The 20922-nt window shown below is 68.0% G+C and carries 20 protein-coding genes; 12 read left to right on the top strand and 8 right to left on the bottom strand.

Annotation, left to right across the window (positions count from 1 at the left end; genetic code table 11):
* Position 1: 1 nt before the first annotated feature.
* The 4 genes from A9X04_RS08035 to A9X04_RS08020 all read right to left on the bottom strand — a co-directional run bounded on the left by A9X04_RS08035 (position 2) and on the right by A9X04_RS08020 (position 5951).
* Positions 2–877, bottom strand: coding sequence for a MoxR family ATPase (locus A9X04_RS08035; RefSeq protein ID WP_067919142.1), 876 nt, complete (start codon positions 875–877; stop codon positions 2–4).
* A 37-nt stretch (positions 878–914) separates the two neighbouring features.
* Positions 915–2174: a glutamate-5-semialdehyde dehydrogenase gene (locus A9X04_RS08030; RefSeq protein WP_067919140.1), complete on the bottom strand. Its 1260-nt coding sequence runs from the start codon at positions 2172–2174 to the stop codon at positions 915–917.
* 106 nt (positions 2175–2280) lie between these two features.
* Positions 2281–3726, bottom strand: coding sequence for a mechanosensitive ion channel domain-containing protein (locus tag A9X04_RS08025; RefSeq protein WP_067919139.1), 1446 nt, complete (start codon positions 3724–3726; stop codon positions 2281–2283).
* Positions 3723–5951: an adenylate/guanylate cyclase domain-containing protein gene (locus tag A9X04_RS08020; RefSeq protein ID WP_067919137.1), complete on the bottom strand. Its 2229-nt coding sequence runs from the start codon at positions 5949–5951 to the stop codon at positions 3723–3725. The genes A9X04_RS08025 and A9X04_RS08020 overlap by 4 nt, the downstream gene beginning before the upstream one ends.
* Before the next feature lie 149 nt (positions 5952–6100).
* On the opposite strand from A9X04_RS08020, the gene A9X04_RS08015 reads away from it, so the two are divergent.
* Entirely contained in the window at positions 6101–6778 is a 678-nt protein-coding gene (locus A9X04_RS08015) for a cation transporter (RefSeq protein ID WP_082972931.1), read from the top strand.
* 90 nt (positions 6779–6868) lie between these two features.
* Positions 6869–7747, top strand: a complete 879-nt coding sequence (locus tag A9X04_RS08010) for a PfkB family carbohydrate kinase (protein WP_067919136.1) — start codon at positions 6869–6871, stop codon at positions 7745–7747.
* Here the strand turns inward: A9X04_RS08010 and A9X04_RS08005 are convergent.
* Positions 7744–8583, bottom strand: coding sequence for a GntR family transcriptional regulator (locus A9X04_RS08005; RefSeq protein WP_067919134.1), 840 nt, complete (start codon positions 8581–8583; stop codon positions 7744–7746). The genes A9X04_RS08010 and A9X04_RS08005 overlap by 4 nt on opposite strands.
* 69 nt (positions 8584–8652) lie before the next feature.
* Here A9X04_RS08005 and A9X04_RS08000 point away from each other — a divergent pair, with 69 nt between their 5' ends.
* The 6 genes from A9X04_RS08000 (at position 8653) to A9X04_RS07975 (ending at position 13841) form a co-directional block, all read left to right on the top strand.
* On the top strand, positions 8653–10074 hold the full coding sequence (locus A9X04_RS08000; RefSeq protein ID WP_067919132.1) for an MmgE/PrpD family protein: 1422 nt from the start codon (positions 8653–8655) through the stop codon (positions 10072–10074).
* Between the two features lie 10 nt (positions 10075–10084).
* Entirely contained in the window at positions 10085–10969 is an 885-nt protein-coding gene (locus A9X04_RS07995) for an oxaloacetate decarboxylase (RefSeq protein WP_067919130.1), read from the top strand.
* Positions 10960–12207 (top strand): aconitase/3-isopropylmalate dehydratase large subunit family protein, encoded by a 1248-nt coding sequence (locus A9X04_RS07990; protein ID WP_067919127.1) that lies wholly within the window; start codon positions 10960–10962, stop codon positions 12205–12207. Before A9X04_RS07995 ends, A9X04_RS07990 begins: the two co-directional genes overlap by 10 nt.
* Complete coding sequence (locus A9X04_RS07985) at positions 12204–12764, top strand: 3-isopropylmalate dehydratase (protein WP_067919125.1); 561 nt, start codon at positions 12204–12206, stop codon at positions 12762–12764. Before A9X04_RS07990 ends, A9X04_RS07985 begins: the two co-directional genes overlap by 4 nt.
* Complete coding sequence (locus tag A9X04_RS07980) at positions 12761–13309, top strand: YbhB/YbcL family Raf kinase inhibitor-like protein (RefSeq protein ID WP_067919123.1); 549 nt, start codon at positions 12761–12763, stop codon at positions 13307–13309. The genes A9X04_RS07985 and A9X04_RS07980 overlap by 4 nt, the downstream gene beginning before the upstream one ends.
* Before the next feature lie 124 nt (positions 13310–13433).
* Complete coding sequence (locus A9X04_RS07975) at positions 13434–13841, top strand: hypothetical protein (RefSeq protein ID WP_067919121.1); 408 nt, start codon at positions 13434–13436, stop codon at positions 13839–13841.
* A 53-nt stretch (positions 13842–13894) separates the two neighbouring features.
* On the opposite strand, the gene A9X04_RS07970 is transcribed toward A9X04_RS07975, so the two are convergent.
* Positions 13895–15937 carry an NAD(+) synthase gene (locus A9X04_RS07970; protein WP_067919119.1) on the bottom strand — a complete coding sequence of 681 codons (2043 nt, stop codon included), beginning with the start codon at positions 15935–15937 and terminating at the stop codon, positions 13895–13897.
* Between the two features lie 59 nt (positions 15938–15996).
* Here A9X04_RS07970 and A9X04_RS07965 point away from each other — a divergent pair, with 59 nt between their 5' ends.
* A complete protein-coding gene (locus A9X04_RS07965) occupies positions 15997–16536 on the top strand; it encodes a cysteine hydrolase family protein (protein WP_067919118.1) in 540 nt (179 codons plus the stop codon).
* 11 nt (positions 16537–16547) lie between these two features.
* Here the strand turns inward: A9X04_RS07965 and A9X04_RS07960 are convergent, their stop codons facing one another.
* The gene (locus tag A9X04_RS07960; protein WP_067919116.1) at positions 16548–17420 is read right to left on the bottom strand and encodes a hypothetical protein; all 873 of its coding nucleotides are present in this window, start codon (positions 17418–17420) and stop codon (positions 16548–16550) included.
* A 46-nt stretch (positions 17421–17466) separates the two neighbouring features.
* Between A9X04_RS07960 and A9X04_RS07955 the strand changes: the two genes are divergently transcribed.
* Positions 17467–18315, top strand: a complete 849-nt coding sequence (locus A9X04_RS07955) for an NAD-dependent protein deacetylase (RefSeq protein WP_067919114.1) — start codon at positions 17467–17469, stop codon at positions 18313–18315.
* On the opposite strand, the gene A9X04_RS07950 is transcribed toward A9X04_RS07955, so the two are convergent.
* Positions 18312–19589: a cytochrome P450 gene (locus A9X04_RS07950; RefSeq protein WP_067919112.1), complete on the bottom strand. Its 1278-nt coding sequence runs from the start codon at positions 19587–19589 to the stop codon at positions 18312–18314. The genes A9X04_RS07955 and A9X04_RS07950 overlap by 4 nt on opposite strands.
* Before the next feature lie 103 nt (positions 19590–19692).
* Here A9X04_RS07950 and A9X04_RS07945 point away from each other — a divergent pair, with 103 nt between their 5' ends.
* A complete protein-coding gene (locus tag A9X04_RS07945) occupies positions 19693–20343 on the top strand; it encodes a TetR/AcrR family transcriptional regulator (RefSeq protein ID WP_067919110.1) in 651 nt (216 codons plus the stop codon).
* A gap of 84 nt (positions 20344–20427) precedes the next feature.
* On the top strand, positions 20428–20919 hold the full coding sequence (locus A9X04_RS07940) for a MarR family winged helix-turn-helix transcriptional regulator (RefSeq protein WP_067919109.1): 492 nt from the start codon (positions 20428–20430) through the stop codon (positions 20917–20919).
* Positions 20920–20922 lie beyond the last annotated feature (3 nt).

The raw sequence follows: 20922 nt of genomic DNA, 5'->3' as shown, positions 1-20922 counted from the left end.
CCTAGTTCAACCGGAGCTCGCCGCTTGCGCGCTGCTGGTCGGATTGATGCTTGAGGACCACACCCAAGGTGGCGGCGACGACGGAGTCGTCGATGGTGTCGAGGCCGAGCGCGAGCAGCGTGCGGCCCCAGTCGATGGTCTCGGCGATGGACGGCACCTTCTTGAGCTGCATGCCGCGCAGCACGCCGATGATGCGCACCAGTTCTTCGGCGAGATGCTGGGGCAACTCGGGCACCCGCGACAACAGGATGCGGCGTTCCAGCTCGGGACTGGGAAAGTCGATGTGCAAGAACAGGCATCGACGCTTGAGGGCCTCGGACAGTTCCCGGGTGGCGTTGGAGGTCAGCACCACGAAGGGTGTCCGCTCCGCGGTGATCGTGCCCAATTCCGGTACGGTCACGGCGAAGTCGGATAGCACCTCGAGCAGCAGTCCCTCGATCTCGATGTCGGCCTTGTCGGTTTCGTCGATCAGCAGCACCGTGGGCTCGGTGCGCCGGATGGCGGTCAGCAGCGGACGTTGCAGCAGGAATTCCTCGCTGAACACATCGTCTTTGGTTTGATCCCAGTCCCCCGAGCCCGCCTGAATGCGCAGGATCTGCTTGGCGTGGTTCCACTCATAGAGCGCGCGGGCCTCGTCCACCCCTTCGTAGCACTGCAGGCGGACCAGTCCCGAGCCGGTCGCCTCGGCGACGGCGCGGGCCAGTTCGGTCTTGCCGACGCCCGCGGGGCCCTCCACCAGTAGCGGCTTGCCCAGCCGGTCGGCAAGGAACACCGCGGTCGCGGTGGCGGTGTCGGGCAGGTAACCGGTCTCGGCCAACCGTCGCGAGACGTCATCGATGTCGGCGAACAACGGCTTGGGCCGGGCGGGCACGCTCACTATCTCAGTTCTCCTCAAGCATTTTTCGTCGCTGATGTCAGGCGGGACGGACGTGTCCGTCGCCCCAGGCAATCCATTTGGTCGAGGTCAGCTCCGGCAACCCCATCGGACCGCGGGCATGCAGTTTCTGGGTGGAGATGCCGATTTCGGCACCGAAGCCGAACTGCTCACCGTCGGTGAACGCCGTCGACGCGTTGATCATCACTGCTGCGGCGTCGACACCGTCACTAAACCGTTGCGCCGCAGCCATATTGCTGGTGACGATGGCCTCGGTGTGGCCCGTGCCGTACTCGTTGATGTGCGCGATCGCGGCGTCGATCGCGCGGCCCACCGCGACCGCGATGTCCATCGACAGGTATTCGCGGCGCAGGTCGTCCTCCGACGCGTCCGCCGAGAACCCTCCGTGCACGGTCACACCGGCATCTTCGAGAGCGGACACCAACCGCGGCAGGGCCTTCTTGGCGATCGCCGCGTCGACCAACAGCGTCTCGGCGGCGTTGCAGACACTGGGCCGGCGGGTCTTGGAGTTCAGCAGGATGCGTTCCGCGACATCGAGGTCGGCCCCTTCGTGCACGTAGACGTGGCAGTTCCCGACGCCGGTCTCGATGGTGGGCACCTGGGCGTCGCGGACGACCGCGTTGATCAGGCTCGCACCGCCGCGCGGAATCACCACGTCGACCAGGCCGCGGGCCTGGATCAGGTGCGTCACCGTGGCGCGGTCGGCGGCCGAAAGCAGTTGCACGGCATCGGCGGGCAGGTCCTCGCTGACCAGCGAAGCCCGCAGCACCTGCACCAGAGCCTGGTTGGATCGCGCCGCCGACGAGCTTCCGCGCAACAACACGGCGTTGCCCGACTTGAGCGCCAGACCGAAGGCGTCGACGGTGACGTTGGGCCGGCCTTCGTAGATCATGCCGACGACGCCGAGCGGCACGCGCTGCTGCCGCAGATGCAAGCCGTTGGGCAGGGTGTAGCCGCGCAACACCTCCCCGACCGGGTCGGGCAGCCCGGCGACCTGGCGCAGGCCGGCGGCGATTCCTTCGACACGTGTGGCATCCAGCGCCAACCGGTCGAGCATCGCCGTCGGTGTGCCGACGGCTTCGGCGGCGCTGAGATCTTCGGCGTTGGCAGACAGGATCAAGTCGGTGTGGGCCGCTATCGCGTCGGCCGCGGACCGCAGCGCCTGGTCCTTGGCGACGGTCGGCAGCAGCGCCAGCACGCGGGAGGCGACCCGGGCGCGGCGAGCGGCGTTGTGGACTTCTCGGCGCAAGTCAGGCAGCGATGGTGCTTGCAGACTCATTGAACCAGGGTAGCGGGCCTTCACCGGTCGGGTGAGGCGGCCTGGGTATTACGGCATCCGCCCCGCGCGTAACGCGCCGGCGATCGACATGCCCGCTCGCCGGAGGTCAGCGGAGGGGTTTCGCCGACGTCGGCGCCTCGATACGGGCGGGCCCGGTTCGCTCATGCCGAGTTGCCTGTCGCACCTTGGCTTGCCGCTCGTCGATCAGTCGGCCCAGGTCTTGCAGGAGCAAGGGCTTACGCATCACGAGATCCTCGAGGTGTTCGCGATCGATCTGTAGCGCGGTCACCTCGTCCAGTGCGTACGCGCCGGCGAGGTTGGGTTGACGGGTGAGCGCGGTCAGGCCGAGGAACGATCTCTCGTCCAGGGTGGTGACCTGTACCACCGATCCGTCGTCGGCCGTCGCGGTCAAGCGCACCCGGCCGGCCACCAGGAAGGTCATCCCACGGGACACCTCACCGGCCGACTCGAGGATTTCGTCGGCGCCGAAGCGGACGATCTTCGCGTACGGCACCAGTGACTGCTGATCGGCGTGACTCAGCCGCAACGCCGGCGCCACCACCGTGCGCAACGCCTTTTCCACCCGTTGCTTGGTCGAATAGTTGTCGTCAGCGCCGTCGAGCCGAAGCCTCGCCCGCCGCGCGGCGTACCAAACCCAGCGCAGGAACGTCGCTTCGGTGGCCTCGGCGTCGGCGGGCGACGACAACCGAATGCTCGTGCGGTACTGCCCGCCGCCCAAGGCGACGGTGGTGGGCGGGATTTCGGGTCTGCGGGCCGGTAGCGCCACGGCCACCCGCGTCAACATCGCACAGACCTTGTCCGGCGCATCGCCGGCCGCGAATTTCGTTGTGATCGCACAGTCGTACGCGCGGGACGGGCGACTGAGATTAGTGAACGAGGTGCTGGCCAGCATCGAGTTGGGCATGATGCGGATCCCGCTGCCGGTGTCGATGTGTACGGATCGCCAGTTCACTTCGACGACGCGCCCCCGCGCCGTCCCGGTGTCCAGCCACTCATCGATCCGGAACGGCTGCTCGAACAGCATGAACAAGCCGGACACGACCTGGCCGACGGAGTTCTGCAGCATCAGGCCGATGACCACCGACGTGACGCCCAGCGCGGTGAACAAGCCGCCGATCCGGACGCCCCAGATCATCGACAACATCACCGCCAGGCCGACGCCGATGACCCCGAAGCGGGCGACGTCGACGAAGATGGTGGGCAGTCGTTTGCGCCAGCTGTCGTCGGGCGCGCCCTCGAACACCGTGGCGTTCAGGGCGGACAGCACCAGCACCAGGACCAGCAGGCCGAACACCGTCGTGAGGATCCGCACCGTGCCGTCTCCGGCCGGCACCTGCGAAGCCTTGACGAGCAGCAGCAACAGCGCACCCAGCGGCAGCAGGTAGTTGCGCAGCAGGCTTACCTGCCTGGCCAGCTGGCTGTTTCGGCGGACCAGCATGCGGTGCAGCTCGGTGAGCAGGATCAAAACGACCGGGAACCCGACCGCGACCCCGATGGCCCAGTAGAACCACGATGAGTCGAACAGGTTCATGGCCGCTCCGACAACCGGTAGATCGCCTGCTCGGCTCCGCCGACCGAGATGGTGCCGTTCGGCGTGAAATGCCGCACGTCCCGCATCGCCTCGTACACCTGCGAGGTCACATAGATGCCCGATTGGTTTGCGCCGCTTTGCATTCGGTAAGCCAAGCTCACCGCCGCGCCCCACATGTCGTAGACGAGCCCCGAGCGGCCGACCAGTCCGCTGATGACGTCACCGGTGCTGATGCCCACCCGAAGGCGCAGCTGGTGACCGGCTTGGGTATTGAACCGATCGATGATGTGGCGCATTTCGATGGCGAAGTCGACGCTGCGGTGGATGCTGTCCAGCCGCGGCGTGACCACCCCACAGCTGGCGAGATAGCCATTGTGGAAGGTGCGGATCCGCTCGACGCCCAGAGACTCGGCCGCCGAATCGAACTGGCGGAACAATTCGTCGACGATCCCCACCAATTCGTCGCCGGATACATCGACGGAAACCTCGTCGAGCCCGACGATTTCGGCGAAGATCACCGCCACGCCCTGGTGTTCCAGCGCGATGGTCTCCTGCCCCTCGCGATATCGCTGAACCACCGACTCGGGCATCAGCGCCAGCAACAGGCGGTCGTTCTCCCGGCGTTGTTCGTTGAGCAACTCCTCCTTGATCGCCAGGCTGCGGCTCATCTCGTTGAAAGCCGCGGTGAGGTCGCCGATTTCGTCGCGCGTCTTTACCGGGATGTTGACCGCGTAGTCGCCCGAGCTGATCTTCTGCGTGCCCGCCTGCAGCCGGCGGATCGGCCGCAACATCAGCTGCGCAAGCACCATCGACGCCACGCAGATGGCAAAGATCATGATCGATACCGCCAGCACGACCGTTCTACTGAACCTACCCAGGCGCGCGAAGGCATCCGAGTTGTCCCGGGTCGCCAGGATCGACCAGTGCAGATCGGAGTTCGGCACGGTCAACGGGGCGTAGGCCTCCAACTCCCGGTTGCCCAGGTAGTCGGTGGCGCTGATGACCCCCGTCTGTCCGCGTTGGGCGGCGCGAAGACCCGCGGTCGGGACCGGCTGCACCAGCGTCGTACCGCCGAGCCGGATCGCTTGCTCCACCACGTCGGCCGGGGTGCCCGACGCCACCGCCTCGCGTTTGTATTCCGCTGGATCCTCCAGGAAAAGCCTTGAGTCCGAACGCATCAGGTTGTCGGGGCCGGCCAGGTACGTCTCGGTCGCCGGCCCCATGCCGACGGCCTCCCAGTGTTTGTCAGCGGTCATGATCTTATTGATCTTCGAGATCGGCAGCGGCAGGGCCATGACGCCGTTGAATTTGCCGTTCATCCCCACCGGCGACACCGCCCACGCCGTCGGGGTGTCGAGCTGCGGCTGGTACGGCTGGAAGTCGGTGATCCAGACGAAGTTGATGTCGTTGGAGCGCAAGGCTTTCTGGTAGGCGTCGCGCAGATTGGATTCCCGGTAGGGGCCGGTGAGGATGTTGGTGCCCAGGTCCGGGCCTTTGTTCACCGAGAAGACGACATTGCCCTGCATGTCCAGCAGCAGCGCGTCCGGGTATTCGAAACGGGTGACGATGTCGTGCATGTAGAAGCCGTAGCGGGCGCTGGCCGCCGACCATGCGCTGCCGTCGCCGGCATCCTGGACCTTCCGCGCGTCGGAGATCGACGGATACGGCGCCGTGTAATAAGCCTGAAGATACTTCTGCGCGTTGGAACTCGGGAGGATCGCGTTGCGATCGAGTTCCTCACCCGTGATCCGCTTGATCGGCTTGATCATGTTTTCGTCGTAGTAGTTGACGAGAGCCAGCTGCTGGGCCGGCGTGATGGTCGCGTTGGACAGCTGCGCGAACCCGTCGGTGAACGCCGTTGCCGCCTCGACGATGCTGAACCCGCCGCTGTAGACGATCAGCGAATTGGTCACCTCTTTGAAAAGCGACCGCACCTGCTGCGCCTGGGACTCGCGCAGTTCGATGAGCCGCTCGGATTCGACCTGGCGCAGCGCGTTGCGGCCGGACGATGCCCCGATGAACCCGATCACCCCGATCGACAGGATGCTGGAGAGCAGCAGCATCAGCATCAGCTTCGATTGAAGGCCGATCCGGAAAAGCCGGCGACGGCGAAACTTATGGCCCTTGCGCGCCTCTGCTCGGTGCGCCGCAGTCGTTTCGGCCGGCGTGGACGCCGGTGCCGTCTGGGAAGCCGGCTCAGCGTCTTGTAGCTCGCTCGAGGTCACTCGACTACGCCCTTCCTGGGACAACGCAGCATCGCTCACGCAGCACACTAGCGCGCGCGTCGCAAGATATGGGCGATTGCCGCAAAGCGTTCGACGGGCAGAATGCGCGGCCGTAATTCAACTGAGGCTGCGGACTTATCCTTGGCGCTATGAGCGACGCGTGCGCCGGGGGTTGTGGTGACGGCGCGACCGGCGTGGCCGCCACCCGGCGACCGGAGCGCGATGCCGAGTGGGTACGGGCTGCGCGCAGGGCACGTTGGCTCGCGTGGGCCAGCCTGGCGTGGATGTGCGCGGAGGGCGCGCTCGGGCTCTGGCAAGGGTTCGCCGTCGGCTCCATCTCCCTGATCGGCTGGGCGCTCGGCAGCGCGGTCGAGGGCCTGGCGAGTGTGATCGTCGTGTGGCGGTTCACCGGGGCACGCACGCTGTCGGAGACCTCGGAGCGCCGGGCGCAACGCGGAGTGGCCGTGTCGTTCTGGCTCATCGCGCCTTACATCGCGCTGGAATCTGTCCGGAATCTGGCGGCGGGCAACCGACCGGGCACCACGCTGATCGGGATGGTCCTGACCGCGGTGGCGGTGATCCTGATGCCACTGCTGGGGTGGGCCAAGCGGAGGCTCGGCACGCGCCTGGGCTCGCGGGCCACCGCCGGGGAGGGCACGCAAAACTATTTGTGCGCCGCGCAGTCCGCCGCTGTGCTGTTCACGCTGGCCGTCATGGCGGGATGGCCGGGTGGCTGGTGGCTGGACCCGACGGTCGGGCTGGTGATCGCCGGGTTCGCGGTGCGCGAGGGTTTCGAGGCGTGGCGCGGCGAGGAATGCGGATGCTGATCGTATCGCTAAAAATACTGCGCGGCAACGTGTTTCATCACCTCCCAAGCCGCGGTGCGCGGCGGCGGACGACCGGTTAACGTCAGAGTCATGGCGCGGGTCTGTGTGGTCGGCAGCGTCAACATGGACGTGTCGCTGCGCGTCGACGCGCTTCCCCGACCCGGCGAGACGGTGCTGGCTTCGTCGCTGACCCACGCACCGGGCGGCAAGGGCGGCAATCAAGCGGTGGCGGCGGCGCGGGCGGGTGCGCAAGTGCAGTTCGTCGGCGCGGTCGGCGACGACCCGGCCGCCGAACAGTTACGCGCCCACCTGCTGACCAACGGCGTCGGGTTGGACGCAATCGCGGCAACGCGCGGACCGAGCGGCACGGCGATCGTGGTGGTCGATGCCGACGCCGAGAACACCATCGTGGTCGCCCCGGGCGCGAATGGGCGGCTGACGCTGGACTCCCCCGCGGCGCGGACCGCCATCGCCGGCTGCGACGTGTTATTGACGCAACTGGAAATTCCGGTGCGGGCGGCGGTGGCGGCGGCACGCCAGGCCCGCTCGGCCGGAGCGGTCGTCATCGTCAACGCTTCACCGGGCGGGCAGGACCGAAGCTCGTTGTCCGACCTGGCGGCCCACGCCGACGTCGTGATCGCCAACGAAGCCGAGGCCGAAGAGTGGCCATGGCGCCCCACCCACTTGGTGACCACATTGGGGGCGCGCGGCGCGCGGTACGTGGGCGACGACGGCGACTTCGTGGTGCCCGCCCCCACGGTGGCCGCGGTGGACACCACCGGGGCGGGTGACGTGTTCGCCGGGGTGCTGGCCGGGAGCTGGCCGCGCAACCCGGGTTCGCCCGCCCAGCGCCGGCGCGCGTTGGAGCGCGCCTGTGCCGCGGCCGCGCTGGCAACCCTGGCGCACGGCGCCGGCAACTGCGCCCCGGACGCCGAAGCGATCGATGCGGCGCTGCGCGGCGGCCGCTAGCCGGTGTCGCCGCGGACGTCGTGGGCGATTATCAGGCCGTCGCCGGTCTCCATCTCCTCCGCGGTCTGGCTGAGCAGCACGCGGCTGCGACTGGGCGACAGCATGGTCGACACGTAGTGATGCGGGGCCCCGGCCACGAATTCCAGGCGGTTGATGCGGAGCAGCGCTGCGCCGATGGCGGTGCCGAGCAGGTGCGCGTTGCGCGGTCCGGCGATCTCGGCGGTGATCTCGTGCCGCACCCGGTCCACGGCGACGCCCGCCTGCGACAGCAACTCGTACAGCGGCGCACGCTGCAACTCCGGCTCGGTCAGCACGCCGGCCAATTCCTGCGGCAGCCAGGCTTCGGTCACCATCAACGGCTCATCGGTCCTGCGCTGACGCCGCACCCGCACGATCTGTAGCAGCTCGCCGGACGTCTCCCCGGACGTTTGCAAGGCCTCCCCGATGGCCCTCGGGGGACGCCGCGTCCCGAGCTCGACGACTTCGACCTTGGTCTCGAATTGCGTCTGCCGCAGGCTCTGCATGAACGAACGCCCGGCCCCCGCAACGCCCGAGACGTCCGCCGGCCCGTGCGGCCGCACGAACGACCCGACGCCGTGCCTGCGCTCGATGTATCCCTGGTGGGCCAGGTCGGCCAGCGCCCGGCGCACGGTGATGCGGGATACCCCGAACTGGTCGCAGAGGGTCTGTTCGGTGGGCAACGCGTCGCCGGGGGCGATGACGCCACGGTCGATCTCGTCGTGCAGGACCAGGAACAGCTGCCGGTGCAGCGGCACCCCGGCCGCGGCCGAGACCGGCCCTGCTCTGCCCTCCTGCACGGTGGTCAATGCTTCCACACGGACTCCCTTGCCAACTCGCTCGAGTTGTTATATGTATATAACAACTCGACATGCCTGGGGGGATCGATGCACGCACCGGCCGCCAGTGACCCGGACGGTCCGACCGGGCGGCTTGCCACCTGGGTCGCCGGCCTCACCCTGGACGACGTCCCGCGCGAAATCCTCGACCGGGCGAAGCACCTGCTGCTGGACGGGATCGGATGCGCGCTCGTCGGCGCGCAACTGCCGTGGTCGCGCGTCGCGACCGACGCCGTCCTCGCGCTCGAGGGTCGGGGCGACGCCGTCGTCATCGGCACCGGGCGCACGACCGGGGCGCCCGCGGCCGCGGTACTCAACGGCACCTTCATCCAGGGCTTCGAGCTCGACGACTTCCATCCCCGTGCCCCGCTGCACAGCTGCTCGCTGCTGATTCCGGCGCTGATGGCGACGATGTCCACGCGGCCACGACCCTCGACGGGCGCCGAGGTCCTGCTGGCCGCGGTCGCCGGCTTCGAGGTGGGCCCGCGCGTCGGCTACACGCTGCACGGCACCCAGATGCTGGACCGCGGCTGGCACTCGGGATCGGTTTTCGGCACCCACGCCGCGGCGATGGCGTCCGGAAAGTTACGTGGGCTGCCGCCGGCGCAGTTGGAGGACGCCCTCGGGCTGGCCGGAACCCAGTCGGCGGGGCTGATGGCCGCCCAATACGAGGCCATGAGCAAGCGCATGCATCACGGCCTGGCGGCGCGCAACGGCTTCTACGCGGCAGGGCTGGCGGCGGCGGGTTACACCGGCATCAAGCGGGTGTTCGAACGTGAATACGGCGGGTTTCTCAGCGTTTTCGGCGAGGGCCACGACCCGGACCCCACCGCACTCACCGGGCAACTCGGCCAGCGGTGGGAGACCGCCGTCATCATGGTCAAGTCCTACGCCGCGATGGGCGGCTTGCACGCAGCGATCGACGCCGCGCGGCGGATGCGCAAGTCGATTGCGCCCCAAGATATTTCGAAGATCGACATCACCGTCGGCGAGACCATCTACAAGCACGGCTGGTGGCGACCGCAACGGCCCCTCACCCCGGTCGGCGCCCAGATGAACATCGGGTACGCGACCGCCGCGGCGCTCCTGGACGGCAACGTGTTGCCGGAACAATTCACCCCTGCCCGTCTCGATTCCGACGACATCTGGTCGCTCATCGCGGCGACGTCGGTGCACCTCGACGAATCACTCACCCACGCCGGCATCACTGAGAAGTTCCGCACCGACGTCGCGGTCACCACCCACGACGGCACGGTCCACCGCGCCCGCGTGGCGTTGCCGCACGGCGCGCCCAACGATCCCGTCACCAACGACGAACTGGTCCGCAAGTTCCACTCGCTCGCCGACCGGGTCACCCGCCGCGCCCGTGCCGAGGCGATCGAGCGGGCGGTGCTCAATCTCGACGACCTCGACGATGTCGAGCAACTGACCGATCTGCTCGCGGCCCCGGTCGCGGGCGCCCTGGACTGAAAGGAGAACCATGCCCACCACCCCGGCCCGCCAACGGCTGACGGACTTGCTCGGTGCCGGCGAACTCATCGTCGCCCCAGGCGTTTTCGACGGGATCTCTGCGCACCTGACGAAACGCACCGGCCACGCCGCGGCGTACATGACCGGTGCCGGGGTGGCCGCCTCCGGCTTCGGCTTACCCGACATCGGGCTGGTCACCGCGACCGAGATGGCCGGCCGGGCCGCGATGATCACCGACGCGTTGGGCGACGTTCCGTTGATCGCCGACGCCGATACCGGCTATGGGGCGCCCATGAACGTGGTGCGCACCGTTCGCTCCTACGACGCGGCGGGGGTGGCCGCAGTTCAGTTGGAAGATCAGGTCTTTCCGAAACGGTGCGGCCACCTGCCGGACAAACAGGTGGTCGACGCGGCCGTGTTCGAACAGACCCTCGCCGCGGCGCTGGACGCCCGCTCCGACGACAGCCTGCTCGTGGTGGCCCGCACCGACGCCCGGGCCCCCCTCGGTCTGGACGCGGCCATCGAGCGCGCCAACCGATACGCGCGGGCGGGCGCCGACATCATCTTCGTCGAGGCGCCACAGGACGCCGGCGAGATCGCGCGCATCGCACGCGAAGTGGACGCTCCCCTGCTGATCAACCTCGTGCAGGGCGGGCTGACGCCGTTGCAGTCGGCCGCGCGGCTGCAAGAGTTGGGCTACGCCATCGCGATCCACCCGAGCAATCTCTTGGTGCAGGCGACTTTCGGCATGCTGCAGAGCCTTTGCGAACTGAACGGCACCGACATCGCCGGCCACCTACCCACGACGCCCGCCGATTTCTTCAACATGGTGGGGATGGCCGAATGGCTCGAACGCGACGCCCGATACGCCCGGAAGGACCCCTCATGGGCATGACGGTCATCGAGAAGATCTTCGCCCGCAAGGCCGGTCTGCATTCGGTGTCGGCGGGTGACACGGTCGTGGTCGAGGTCGACATGACCGTGCTGATCGACCTGCAGTTCGCCACGATGTGGATCACGCCCAACCGGATCCACGACCCCGACAAGCTGGCGGTGGTCATGGACCACGCCGTGCCGGCGCCGACCATCAAAGACGCCGCGGGCGGCCCACAGGCCCGCCGATTCGTCGCCGACTTCGGCATCACACGCTTCTACGACGTCGGCCGGCACGGCATCTGTCACCAGGTGATCGCGGAGAACGGACTCGCGCGGCCCGGAGAGATCTTGGCCTGCACCGACTCTCACACCTGCGCGGCGGGCGCCTACAACACCGCGGCCCGGGGCCTCGGGCCCGCGGAGGTCTATTCGATCATGTGCACCGGCGCGACGTGGTTTCAGGTCGCGCCCACCATCCGTTACGAACTCGAGGGTGCGAAACCGGAGACGGTCAGCGGCAAAGACGTGTTCTTGCATATCGCCAACGAGTACGGCGACGCCCCGAACCTGAACCTCGAATTCGGCGGCTCCGGCCTGTCCGGCGTCCCGATGCACGACCGGCGCACCATTGCGACCCAGTGCGCCGAGGTCTCCGCCGACTTCGCCACGTTCGAGCCCGACGACGTGTTGACGTCGTTTCTGCACGAGCGCGGCGTCTCCGGATACGACGCTGCCGCGCCGGATCCAGATGCCGGATACCAAGAGATCCGGCGTGTCGACTTGGCGACGCTGGAGCCTTTCGTGGCGCGGCCGGGAACCGTCAGCCGCAACGGACTCCCGGTTTCCCGGCTGGAGCGCCAGAAGATCGACCAGGCCTTCATCGGGTCGTGCGCGAATGGCCAGCTCGAGGACCTCGAGATCGCCGCACGGGTGGTGCGTGGCAAGTCTGTCGCGCACGGCGTGCGCCTGTTGGTCACGCCCGCCTCCCAGGCGGTGTACCGGGAGGCCATGCGGCTGGGGTACTTGCAGGACCTGGCGGACGCGGGTGCGGTCATCACCAACTCCACCTGCGGCGCGTGTTTCGGCTACCACATGGGTGTGGTCGGTCCCGGCGAGGTGTGCATCACCTCGAGCACCCGCAACTTCACCGGCCGCATGGGCAGCACCGAGGCGGAGATCTTCATGGCGTCACCGGCGACCGTTGCGGCCTCGGCCATCGCCGGACATATCACCGATCCGAGGAGTGTGACGGCATGAGCGTGGTGTTCGGCGGAAGGATCTGGGTGTTCGGGGACAACCTGAACACCGATGCCATGTACCCGGCGTTCGCGATGAAGATGGATCCGCCGGAAGCGGCCAAGCATGTCTTCTACGAGGTCCGCCCCGGTTGGACAGACCAGGTGTCCCCGGGTGACATCGTCGTGGCGGGCAGGAACTTCGGGCTCGGATCTTCCCGGCCCGTCGCGGCCCTTTTCCTCGAGCTCGGCGTCGCGGGACTCGTCGCCGAGGAATTCAACTCGTTGTTCTTCCGCAATGCCGTCAACGCCGGCCTGCCGGCGATGACCGTGCCCGGTGCCACCACCGTGTTCCACGAAGGCGACACGGGAACCTTCGACCTCACCGGCGGCACCTGGCGCAACAACACCACCGGTGCGTCCGGAAGCGTTCCGACCCTTCCCGGGCTCATCCTCGACATCATCGAAAGCGGCGGCGTGCTACCGCGGTTGGTCGAGCAGGGATACCTGCCCAGCGAACTGGGCGACCTCGTGCGGTCGCCCACCGTCGCGATTCGCGGCGCGGGCAGCGGCGCATGACGGCGTTGCCCGGCAGGCTGCTGCGCCGCGTGCGCGCCGGCCCGCGCCGAAGCCCTCTCGCACGGGCCGCGCTCGATGCGCCCGGCTCCATCAGCGTCGGCAGCGCCGCGTTCACCGACGGCGGCGCCATGCCGACCTCCAGCGCCGGCGTGGGCGTCGGAGACAACGTCTCGCCTCCGCTGCGGTGGAGCCCGCCGCCGCCCGGGACCCGGCAGCTGGTGCTCATCATCGATGATGTCGACGTCCCCCTGCCCCGCCCGCTGCTGCACACGGTCGCGGTGATCGACCCGGCACTGGACGGCCTCGACGCCGGCGGGTTGCACCCGGGCGCGGCGGGCATCCGCTGCCTGCGAGCCGATCTGGGCCACCGCGGCTACGCCGGGCCGCGCCCGATCCCCGGGCACGGCCCGCACCACTACCGGTTCCACGTGTTCGCGATCGACCGGGACGTCCCGGACGGCATCACCGCGGCCACGGCGCTGCTCGCCGCCATGAGCGGGCACGTGCTGGCCCGCGGTGTGCTGACCGGAACATACGAACGCTGACCCCCCGGCGGTCGGCGCCACCGGCCTGACCTGCGGTTGGCAGTGGTTGGCAGCGTCCGACGTCGATCTGGCAGTGGTTCGCGGGCAGCGTCGGGAGCGATCAGCCATCGACGAAAGGAACATCATGTCCGCGACCACGATTGACCGCACCGGCACCCGGGACGGCCTGCTTCGCCTGGCCATGCGCGCCGACGCCGCCATCAGCGGCGTGGTCGGCCTGGCGGGGATGCCGCTGGCCGGCCGGCTCGCCGAGCTTTCGGGGACCACGCCGACCTTCGAGTACGCCATGGGCGCGTTCTTGATCGGCTACGGCGTTGTCGTGTTCGGGCTCGCCGCCCTGCCTTCGGTGCGCCGGGCGGGTATGGGCGTCATCATCGCCAACCTGGCGTACACGGTGGCCGCCGTGGTTCTGGTGCTCGAAGACGCCTTCCCGTTGACCACGGCCGGGGTCGCGTTGAACCTGGCCGCCGGCGCCTATACGCTGGTGTTCGCCGAACTCCAATACCAAGGCTGGCGCCGCGCGCGGGCCTGAGCCCGGCGCCCTCGGGCCCGCCCGGCAATCCCGCGGGCGGGCCCATCGGCGTGCTACTCCTCGGGAATCTGCCGGTCGATCTCGTCGAGCCAGATGCGCGCGGACATGTCCGACGGGGCCCGCCAGTCACCGCGGGGCGACAGCGCGCCTCCGTGCGACACCTTGGGCCCGTTGGGCAGCGCCGAGCGTTTGAATTGGCTGAACGAGTAGAACCGCTGCACGAAAACCCCCAGCCAGTGCCGGATCTCCTTCAGCGAGTAGGTCGGTCGCTTGTCGTCGGGGAATCCCGGCGGCCAGTTGCCCCGGTCCGGGTCGCTCCACGCATGCCAGGCCAGAAACGCGATCTTCGAGGGCCGGAATCCGTACCGCAGCACGTGGAAGAGCGAAAAATCTTGCAGGGCATACGGTCCGACCTTGTCCTCGCTGCTCTGCAGTTCTTCCTCTTCGCCTTTCGGGACGAGTTCCGGGGAGATCTCGGTGTCCAGCACCGACTGCAGCACGTCGGCGACGTCGGACGAGAACTGGCCGGACGAGATGACCCAGCGGATCAGATGCTGGATCAGCGTCTTCGGGACACCGCCGTTGACGTTGTAGTGCGACATCTGGTCGCCCACCCCGTACGTCGACCAGCCCAGCCCGATTTCGGAAAGGTCGCCGGTGCCCAGCACGATGCCGCCGCGCTGGTTGGCCAGCCGGAACAGGTAGTCGGTGCGCAGCCCCGCCTGCACGTTCTCGAAGGTGACGTCGTAGACCTTCTCCCCGCGCCCGAACGGGTGGTCCATCTCCTTGAACATCACCATTGCGGTCTCGGTGATGTCGATTTCGGAGAAGGTGACCCCCAGTGCGCGGCACAGCTCGATGGCGTTGCGCTTGGTGCGATCGCCCGTCGCGAAGCCGGGGAGCGTGAACGCCAGAATGTCGCTGCGCGGCCGCCCTTCCCGATCCATGGCGCGTGCCGCAACGATGAGCGCGTGCGTCGAGTCCAGGCCACCGGAGATGCCGATGACGATCTTCGGGTAGTCCAGCGCGCGCAGCCGCTGCTCGAGCCCCGACACCTGGATGTTGTAGGCCTCGTAGCAATCCTGTTCCAGCCGTTCGCGATTCGCGGGCACGAACGGGAAACGCTCGACATCGCGGCGCAATCCGATGTCGCCGGCCGGCGGGTCCAGCCGGAACCCGACACGCCGGAACGACTCGGCCGACCCGCGGTGGTGGCGCCGGTTGTCGTCGAATGTGCCCATCCGCAGCCGTTCTGAGCGCAGCAGATCGATGTCGACATCGGCGATGCTGCGCCGCTCCCCTTTCGGGAAGCGCTCGGAGGAGGCCAGCAGTTCGCCATTCTCCCACACCATCGTCTGACCGTCCCAGGCCAGGTCGGTGGTCGATTCTCCCTCCCCCGCGGCGGCGTAGACGTAGGCGGCCAGACACCGCGCCGACGCCGAGCGGGCCAACAGGCAGCGGTCCTCGGCGCGGCCGATCGTGATGGGGCTGCCGGAGAGGTTGGCCAGTACGGTCGCGCCCGCCAGCGCTGCCTCCGCGCTGGGCGGGATCGGCACGAACATGTCCTCGCAGATTTCGACGTGCAGCACGAAGTCGGGGATATCCGATGCGGCGAACAGCAAGTCGGGGCCGAAGGGGACGTCGGCGTCACAGAGCCGGATGGTGCCGCGCTCGTCGTCTCCGGCCGCGATCTGGCGGCGCTCGTAGAACTCTCGGTAGGTGGGCAGGTACGACTTGGGCACCACCCCGAGCACCGCGCCGCGGTGGAGGACCACGGCGGTGTTGTAGATGCGCTGCCGGTACCGCAGCGGAGCACCGACGACCAGGACCGGCAGCAGATCGGTCGAGGCGGCGACGATGTTCTCGACGGCGCCGGTGACGTCGTCGAGCAGTAGGTCCTGCATGACGATGTCCTCGATGGAGTATCCGGACAACGTCAACTCCGGGAACACGGACACCGCGACACCGTCGTCGTGGCACGCGCGCGCCAACCGTAAGACCGAGTCCGCGTTGGCCGCCGGATCGGCGATCGCGGTGTGGTGCGTACACGCGGCGACCCGGACGAAACCCTGGCTGTAAGCGTTGTAAAAGTCCATCGCCCTTCCATTGTCGCCTGGCCTGTGTCAACCCGTGGCCGCCGGGTATCCCCTCCATCATGAGCGATACTGCCGTGATCGTGGTCGACATGATGAACACCTATCAGCATCCCGATGCTGAGGAACTAATACCCAATGTCGCCAACATCATCGACCCGCTGGCCGACTTGGTCCGGCGCGCACGCGAATCCGACGCCGTCGACCTGGTGTACGTCAACGACAACTACGGCGACTTCGCGGCCCAGTTCTCCGACATCGTCGGCTCCGCGCTCGACGGGGCGCGGCCGGATCTGGTCAAGCCGATCGTTCCGGCCGGGGACTGCCGCGTGATGACCAAGGTGCGGCACAGCGCCTTCTACGCGACCGCGCTGGCGTATCTGCTCAACCGGCTCGAGACCAAGCGGCTGGTCATCACCGGCCAGGTCACCGAGCAGTGCATCCTCTATACCGCACTCGACGCCTACGTCCGCCACTTCCCCGTCGTGATCGCGAGCGACGCCGTCGCCCACATCGACCCCGATCTAGGCGCGGCCGCGCTGAAGATGATGGAACAGAACATGTCGGCCGAGCTCACCACCGCGGCCGATTGCCTGGGTTAGTCGGCCCGCCATCAATCGGGCGACGAAATCGGTGGCGGAAGCACCCGTCGGGCCGCCCGTGTCGTCAGCCTCGGTGATGGGTCCCAGGGCGCGCTGTCGGTGCTGTCCCAGGCGTAGGCGGGCACGCCGTCGCGCAGCAGCGGGTAGAGCTGCGGTATCGACAGCTCGGTTGCCGACCAGGAGTAGAGCGCCTCAAGTCGCGGCCCGATGACGCCGAGGTCGAGGATGCGGCCGAACCCGTTTTCCCGCCCGACGTACCAGTCGAGGTCTTCCCGCAGCGGGTAATGGTCCGGCAGCACCCGCGACAGCTGCAAGAAGATACCGGTGATTGCCAGTCGCGGGTCGCCCAGCACAGGTGCGAAAGGCGACAGCCAGCCCAGTGCCAGGCGGGGGGCCGCCACCAACGCGTGCGCGAAGAGCACCCGCACCAGCACCACGTTGATGAAGAAGCGTTCGACGCGCGATTCGGTGTGGGCCAGCTCTTGATTGTCGAGGTAGCCCCTCACGATGATCGCGTTGTGAGCCCGATACCACGTCCGCACCGACGGTTGGCGAATGAAGGTCACCGCGTCGGCGACGCTCGATGAGGATGTGGGACCGCCCATTCCGAGCACGTGGGCGCGCGCCTCGGCGGTATCGCGCAAGAGCCGGTCGTTGACCGCCCGCCACCACGGACTGCCCGGCGCTCCGGCGTCCGCCGGGTTCAGGACTCCCCGACGCAACTCCCAGCCCATGAACGCCAGCGCCGCGCGTCGGTAGGGCAGCCGCCGCGCGTCCCAGCCTGGTGGCGTCTCGTAGAGCGAACGCAGTAACGCCAGGCGCGCCGTCGGGTCCTCACGTACCGAAGCAACCTGCTCAGCGGCATGCTCGGCGGCGGTGGGCATGCCGCTAAATCAACCACATTCCACCGGTTTCCGTACCCTCGAAGAGGTGACCGCCCGCTGCGCCGAATCGCCGGAGCTGGTCGCGCTGCTGGCCGGTCGCCGGATCGCGGTGCTGACGGGCGCGGGCCTGTCCACCGACTCCGGCATCCCGGACTACCGCGGACCCGATTCGCCGCCCAGCAACCCGATGACGATCCGCCAGTTCACCTCGGACGCCGTCTTTCGGCAGCGGTACTGGGCGCGCAACCACGTCGGCTGGCGGCACATGGACGACACGCTGCCCAACGCCGGCCACCGGGCGCTGGCGGCGTTGGAACACGCCGCGGCGGTGACGGGGCTGATCACGCAGAACGTCGACCTGCTGCACACCAAGGCCGGCAGCCGCAACGTCATCAACCTGCACGGCACCTACGCCCAGGTGGTCTGCCTGAACTGCGGGTACACCATGAGCCGCGCCGCTCTTGCCGAACGGCTGGAAGAGCTCAACCCCGGATTCGCCGAACGCGCGGAAGCGGTCGGCGGTCTCGCGGTGGCACCCGACGCCGACGCCGTCGTCGCCGATACCACGTCGTTCCGGTATCTCGACTGCCCCCGCTGCGGCGGCATGCTCAAGCCGGACATCGTCTACTTCGGCGAGAGCGTCGCCAAAGATGTTGTTGACCAGGCATATTCACTGATATCCGAAGCCGACGCGCTGCTGGTCGCCGGCTCGTCGCTGACGGTGTTCTCCGGCTATCGGTTCGTGCGTCACGCCGCCGCGCTGGGCATGCCGATCGCGATCATCAACCGGGGGCGGACCCGCGGGGACGACCTGGCGACCGTCAAGGTCGACGGGGGCTGCTCCGAACTGCTGGCGCTGCTTGCTGACGAATTGTTACCGATGACAACGCATTAGAAGGTGCACGGCATGCTGCGGACGGCGTGAATGAAGTTGCCCGCCACGTAAGTCGGGTCGCCGGCCTGGATTTCGGGCAGCTGGCGCAACAGCTCGCCGAAGATGGCGCGCAGCTGCGCCCGGGCCACATGGGCGCCGAGGCAGAAGTGCACGCCGCCGCCGCCGAAGCCGACGTGCGGATTGGGGCTGCGGCTCAGGTCGAAGCGCTCCGGGTGGTCGAACGCCTCGGTGTCCCAGTTGCCGGACGGATAGAACATGACGACCTTCTCCCCCGCCCGGATCCTCTGGCCGCCTAGCTCGAAATCCGTTGCGGCCGTGCGACGGAAGGTCATGACCGGACTGGCCCAGCGGACGAACTCCTCGACGGCGGTTCCGATCCGGTTGTCGAAGTCCTCCACTAGCCACGCCCGTTGATCCCCGAAGTCGGTGAGCGCCCTCATGGCGTGGCTGGTGGTTTGGCGGGTGGTGTCGTTGGCGGCCACGGAAAGCAGCACGAAGAATGCGGCCACCTCGGCGTCGGTCAGCCGGTCGCCGTCGACCTCGGCGTTGACCAGGCCGCTGAACAGGTCGTCGCCGGGACGCTCGCGGCGCTCGGCGGCCAACGAGCCGGCGATTTGGTGCAGGTACACCTGGTTTTCGACCAGCACCTCCAGCGGGTTGCGACCGTCGAGGTAGACCGGGTCCGCCCAGGACACCAGCGCATCGGCGGCCCGCGCCACGTGCTCTCGCTCCGATTCCGGGATCCCCACCATGTCCGACAAGGTTCGGATCGGCAGTTGCTTGGCGCAGTGGTCGACGAAGTCGGCCCCGCTACCGGCCGCGCGCAGCTCTTCGACGATGGCCTTGGCGTTCGCCCTGATCGAGTCCTCGATGCGGCGGATCTGCCTCGGGGTGAACGCGGCGCTGACGAGCTTGCGTAGCTTGGTGTGTCGCGGCGGATCCATCGCCAGGAACGACTGAGATGCTTCGAGCAACTCGACCGGGATGTTCTCGAACATCACACCGTGGCCGGACAGGAACACCTCGTTGTTGCGGCTGGCCGAGACGATGTCGGCGCGTCGCGTGACCGCCCAGTAGCCCGGATCCTGCGGATCGGGCATCAGGGAGTCCTCCACGGGTGGGTGCCAGCTCACCGGCCGCTCGGCCCGCAGCACCGCGAACGCGCGTTCCCGGTCGGCCGCGGTCGTGGACCAAAACGCGCGCGAGGACAGGTCGATGGGGTCATAGGCCCGGCCGGGCCGCTCGGCGCCCGACGTCCCGGTCATCACGGTCATGGCCCACCTCCGTTGTGTATGACCCCGGTCACAGATCGTCAGCGACACTATTCCTAGACATAGTGTCTAGTCAAGTTGTCCAACGGAGTTCTATGCTGGGCCAATGCCATCGGTCACCAGGAAGCCGCAGGCCAGCCGCGAGCATGGACGTCAGCAGCGGCGAGAGCAGATCGAGCGACGGCTGTTGGACGCCACCGAGCGGCTGATGCGCGGCGGCGCCAGTTTCACCGAACTGAGCGTCGACCGGCTGTCGACCGAAGCCGGCATATCCCGCGCGAGCTTCTACATCTACTTCGAGGACAAGGGCCACCTGCTGCGCCGCCTGGCCAACCAGGTGTTCACCGACCTCGCCGCCAGCGCGGACCGGTGGTGGAGTGTGGCCGGGCGGCGCGATCCTGGCGACGTCCGCGCCGCGATGGACGGCATCGTCGCCAGCTATCGGCGTCACCAACCGGTGTTGGTCGCCCTCAACGAGATGGCGGGCTACGACCCGCTGGTCGCCGCGACCTATCGCAACCTGTTGACCGCTGTCACGGGGCGGATGACCCGGGTCATCGAAGAGGGTCAGGCCGACGGCTCGATCCGGCCGGAGTTGCCCGCGGCCACCACGGCCAGCGCGCTGACGTGGATGGTCGAGCGCGCGTGCCAGCAGGACCTTCCGGCGAAGCCGCTCGACTACGACGCGGAACTGGCCGCCACGCTGGCCGAAATCGTCTGGGGAGCCCTCTATCTCAAGAGCGCTTCGGCGCACTGATGCGGCAGTGGCCCGGCGGGCACAACCAGCCCTGTGACCGGAACAACGTAGTTAGTGCCCTATCTATTCGCGTACCATGCGAATATGGCATCGCCGGCCGCGCCCGACATCGACCCGCTTTCCCTGGAACAGCAGGTCTGTTTCGCGCTGAGCGTGACCAACCGCGCCGTGTTGGCGGTCTACCGGCCGCTACTGGAGCCGTTGGGGCTGACCCATCCCCAGTATCTGGTGATGCTGACGCTCTGGGATCATCAGAAATCGGCGCCGGGGCAGCGCAAACCGCTGTCGGTCAAGGAGATCGCAGCCACGCTGCAGATGGATTCGGCCACGCTGTCGCCGATGCTCAAGCGCTTGGAGGCCCTCGGTCTGATCACCCGTACACGAAGCACCGTCGATGAGCGCTCCACCGAAGTCAAACTCACCGACAGCGGCACCGCCCTACGTCGGCGTGCGTGCAAGATTCCGCCCGCCGTGGTCGAGCGTCTCGGTGTCGACATCGACGAACTTCGGCACCTGCATCAGGTGCTCACCCGCATCAACGCGGCCGCCTTGGCAGCGGGCGCATTGCAGTCCTGACCC

This window comes from Mycobacterium sp. E3247, assembly GCF_001667785.1.
Taxonomy (GTDB): Bacteria; Actinomycetota; Actinomycetes; order Mycobacteriales; family Mycobacteriaceae; genus Mycobacterium.
The sequence above is the reverse complement of the archived record's forward strand: the minus strand, read 5'-3'. Positions and strand labels throughout refer to the sequence as shown.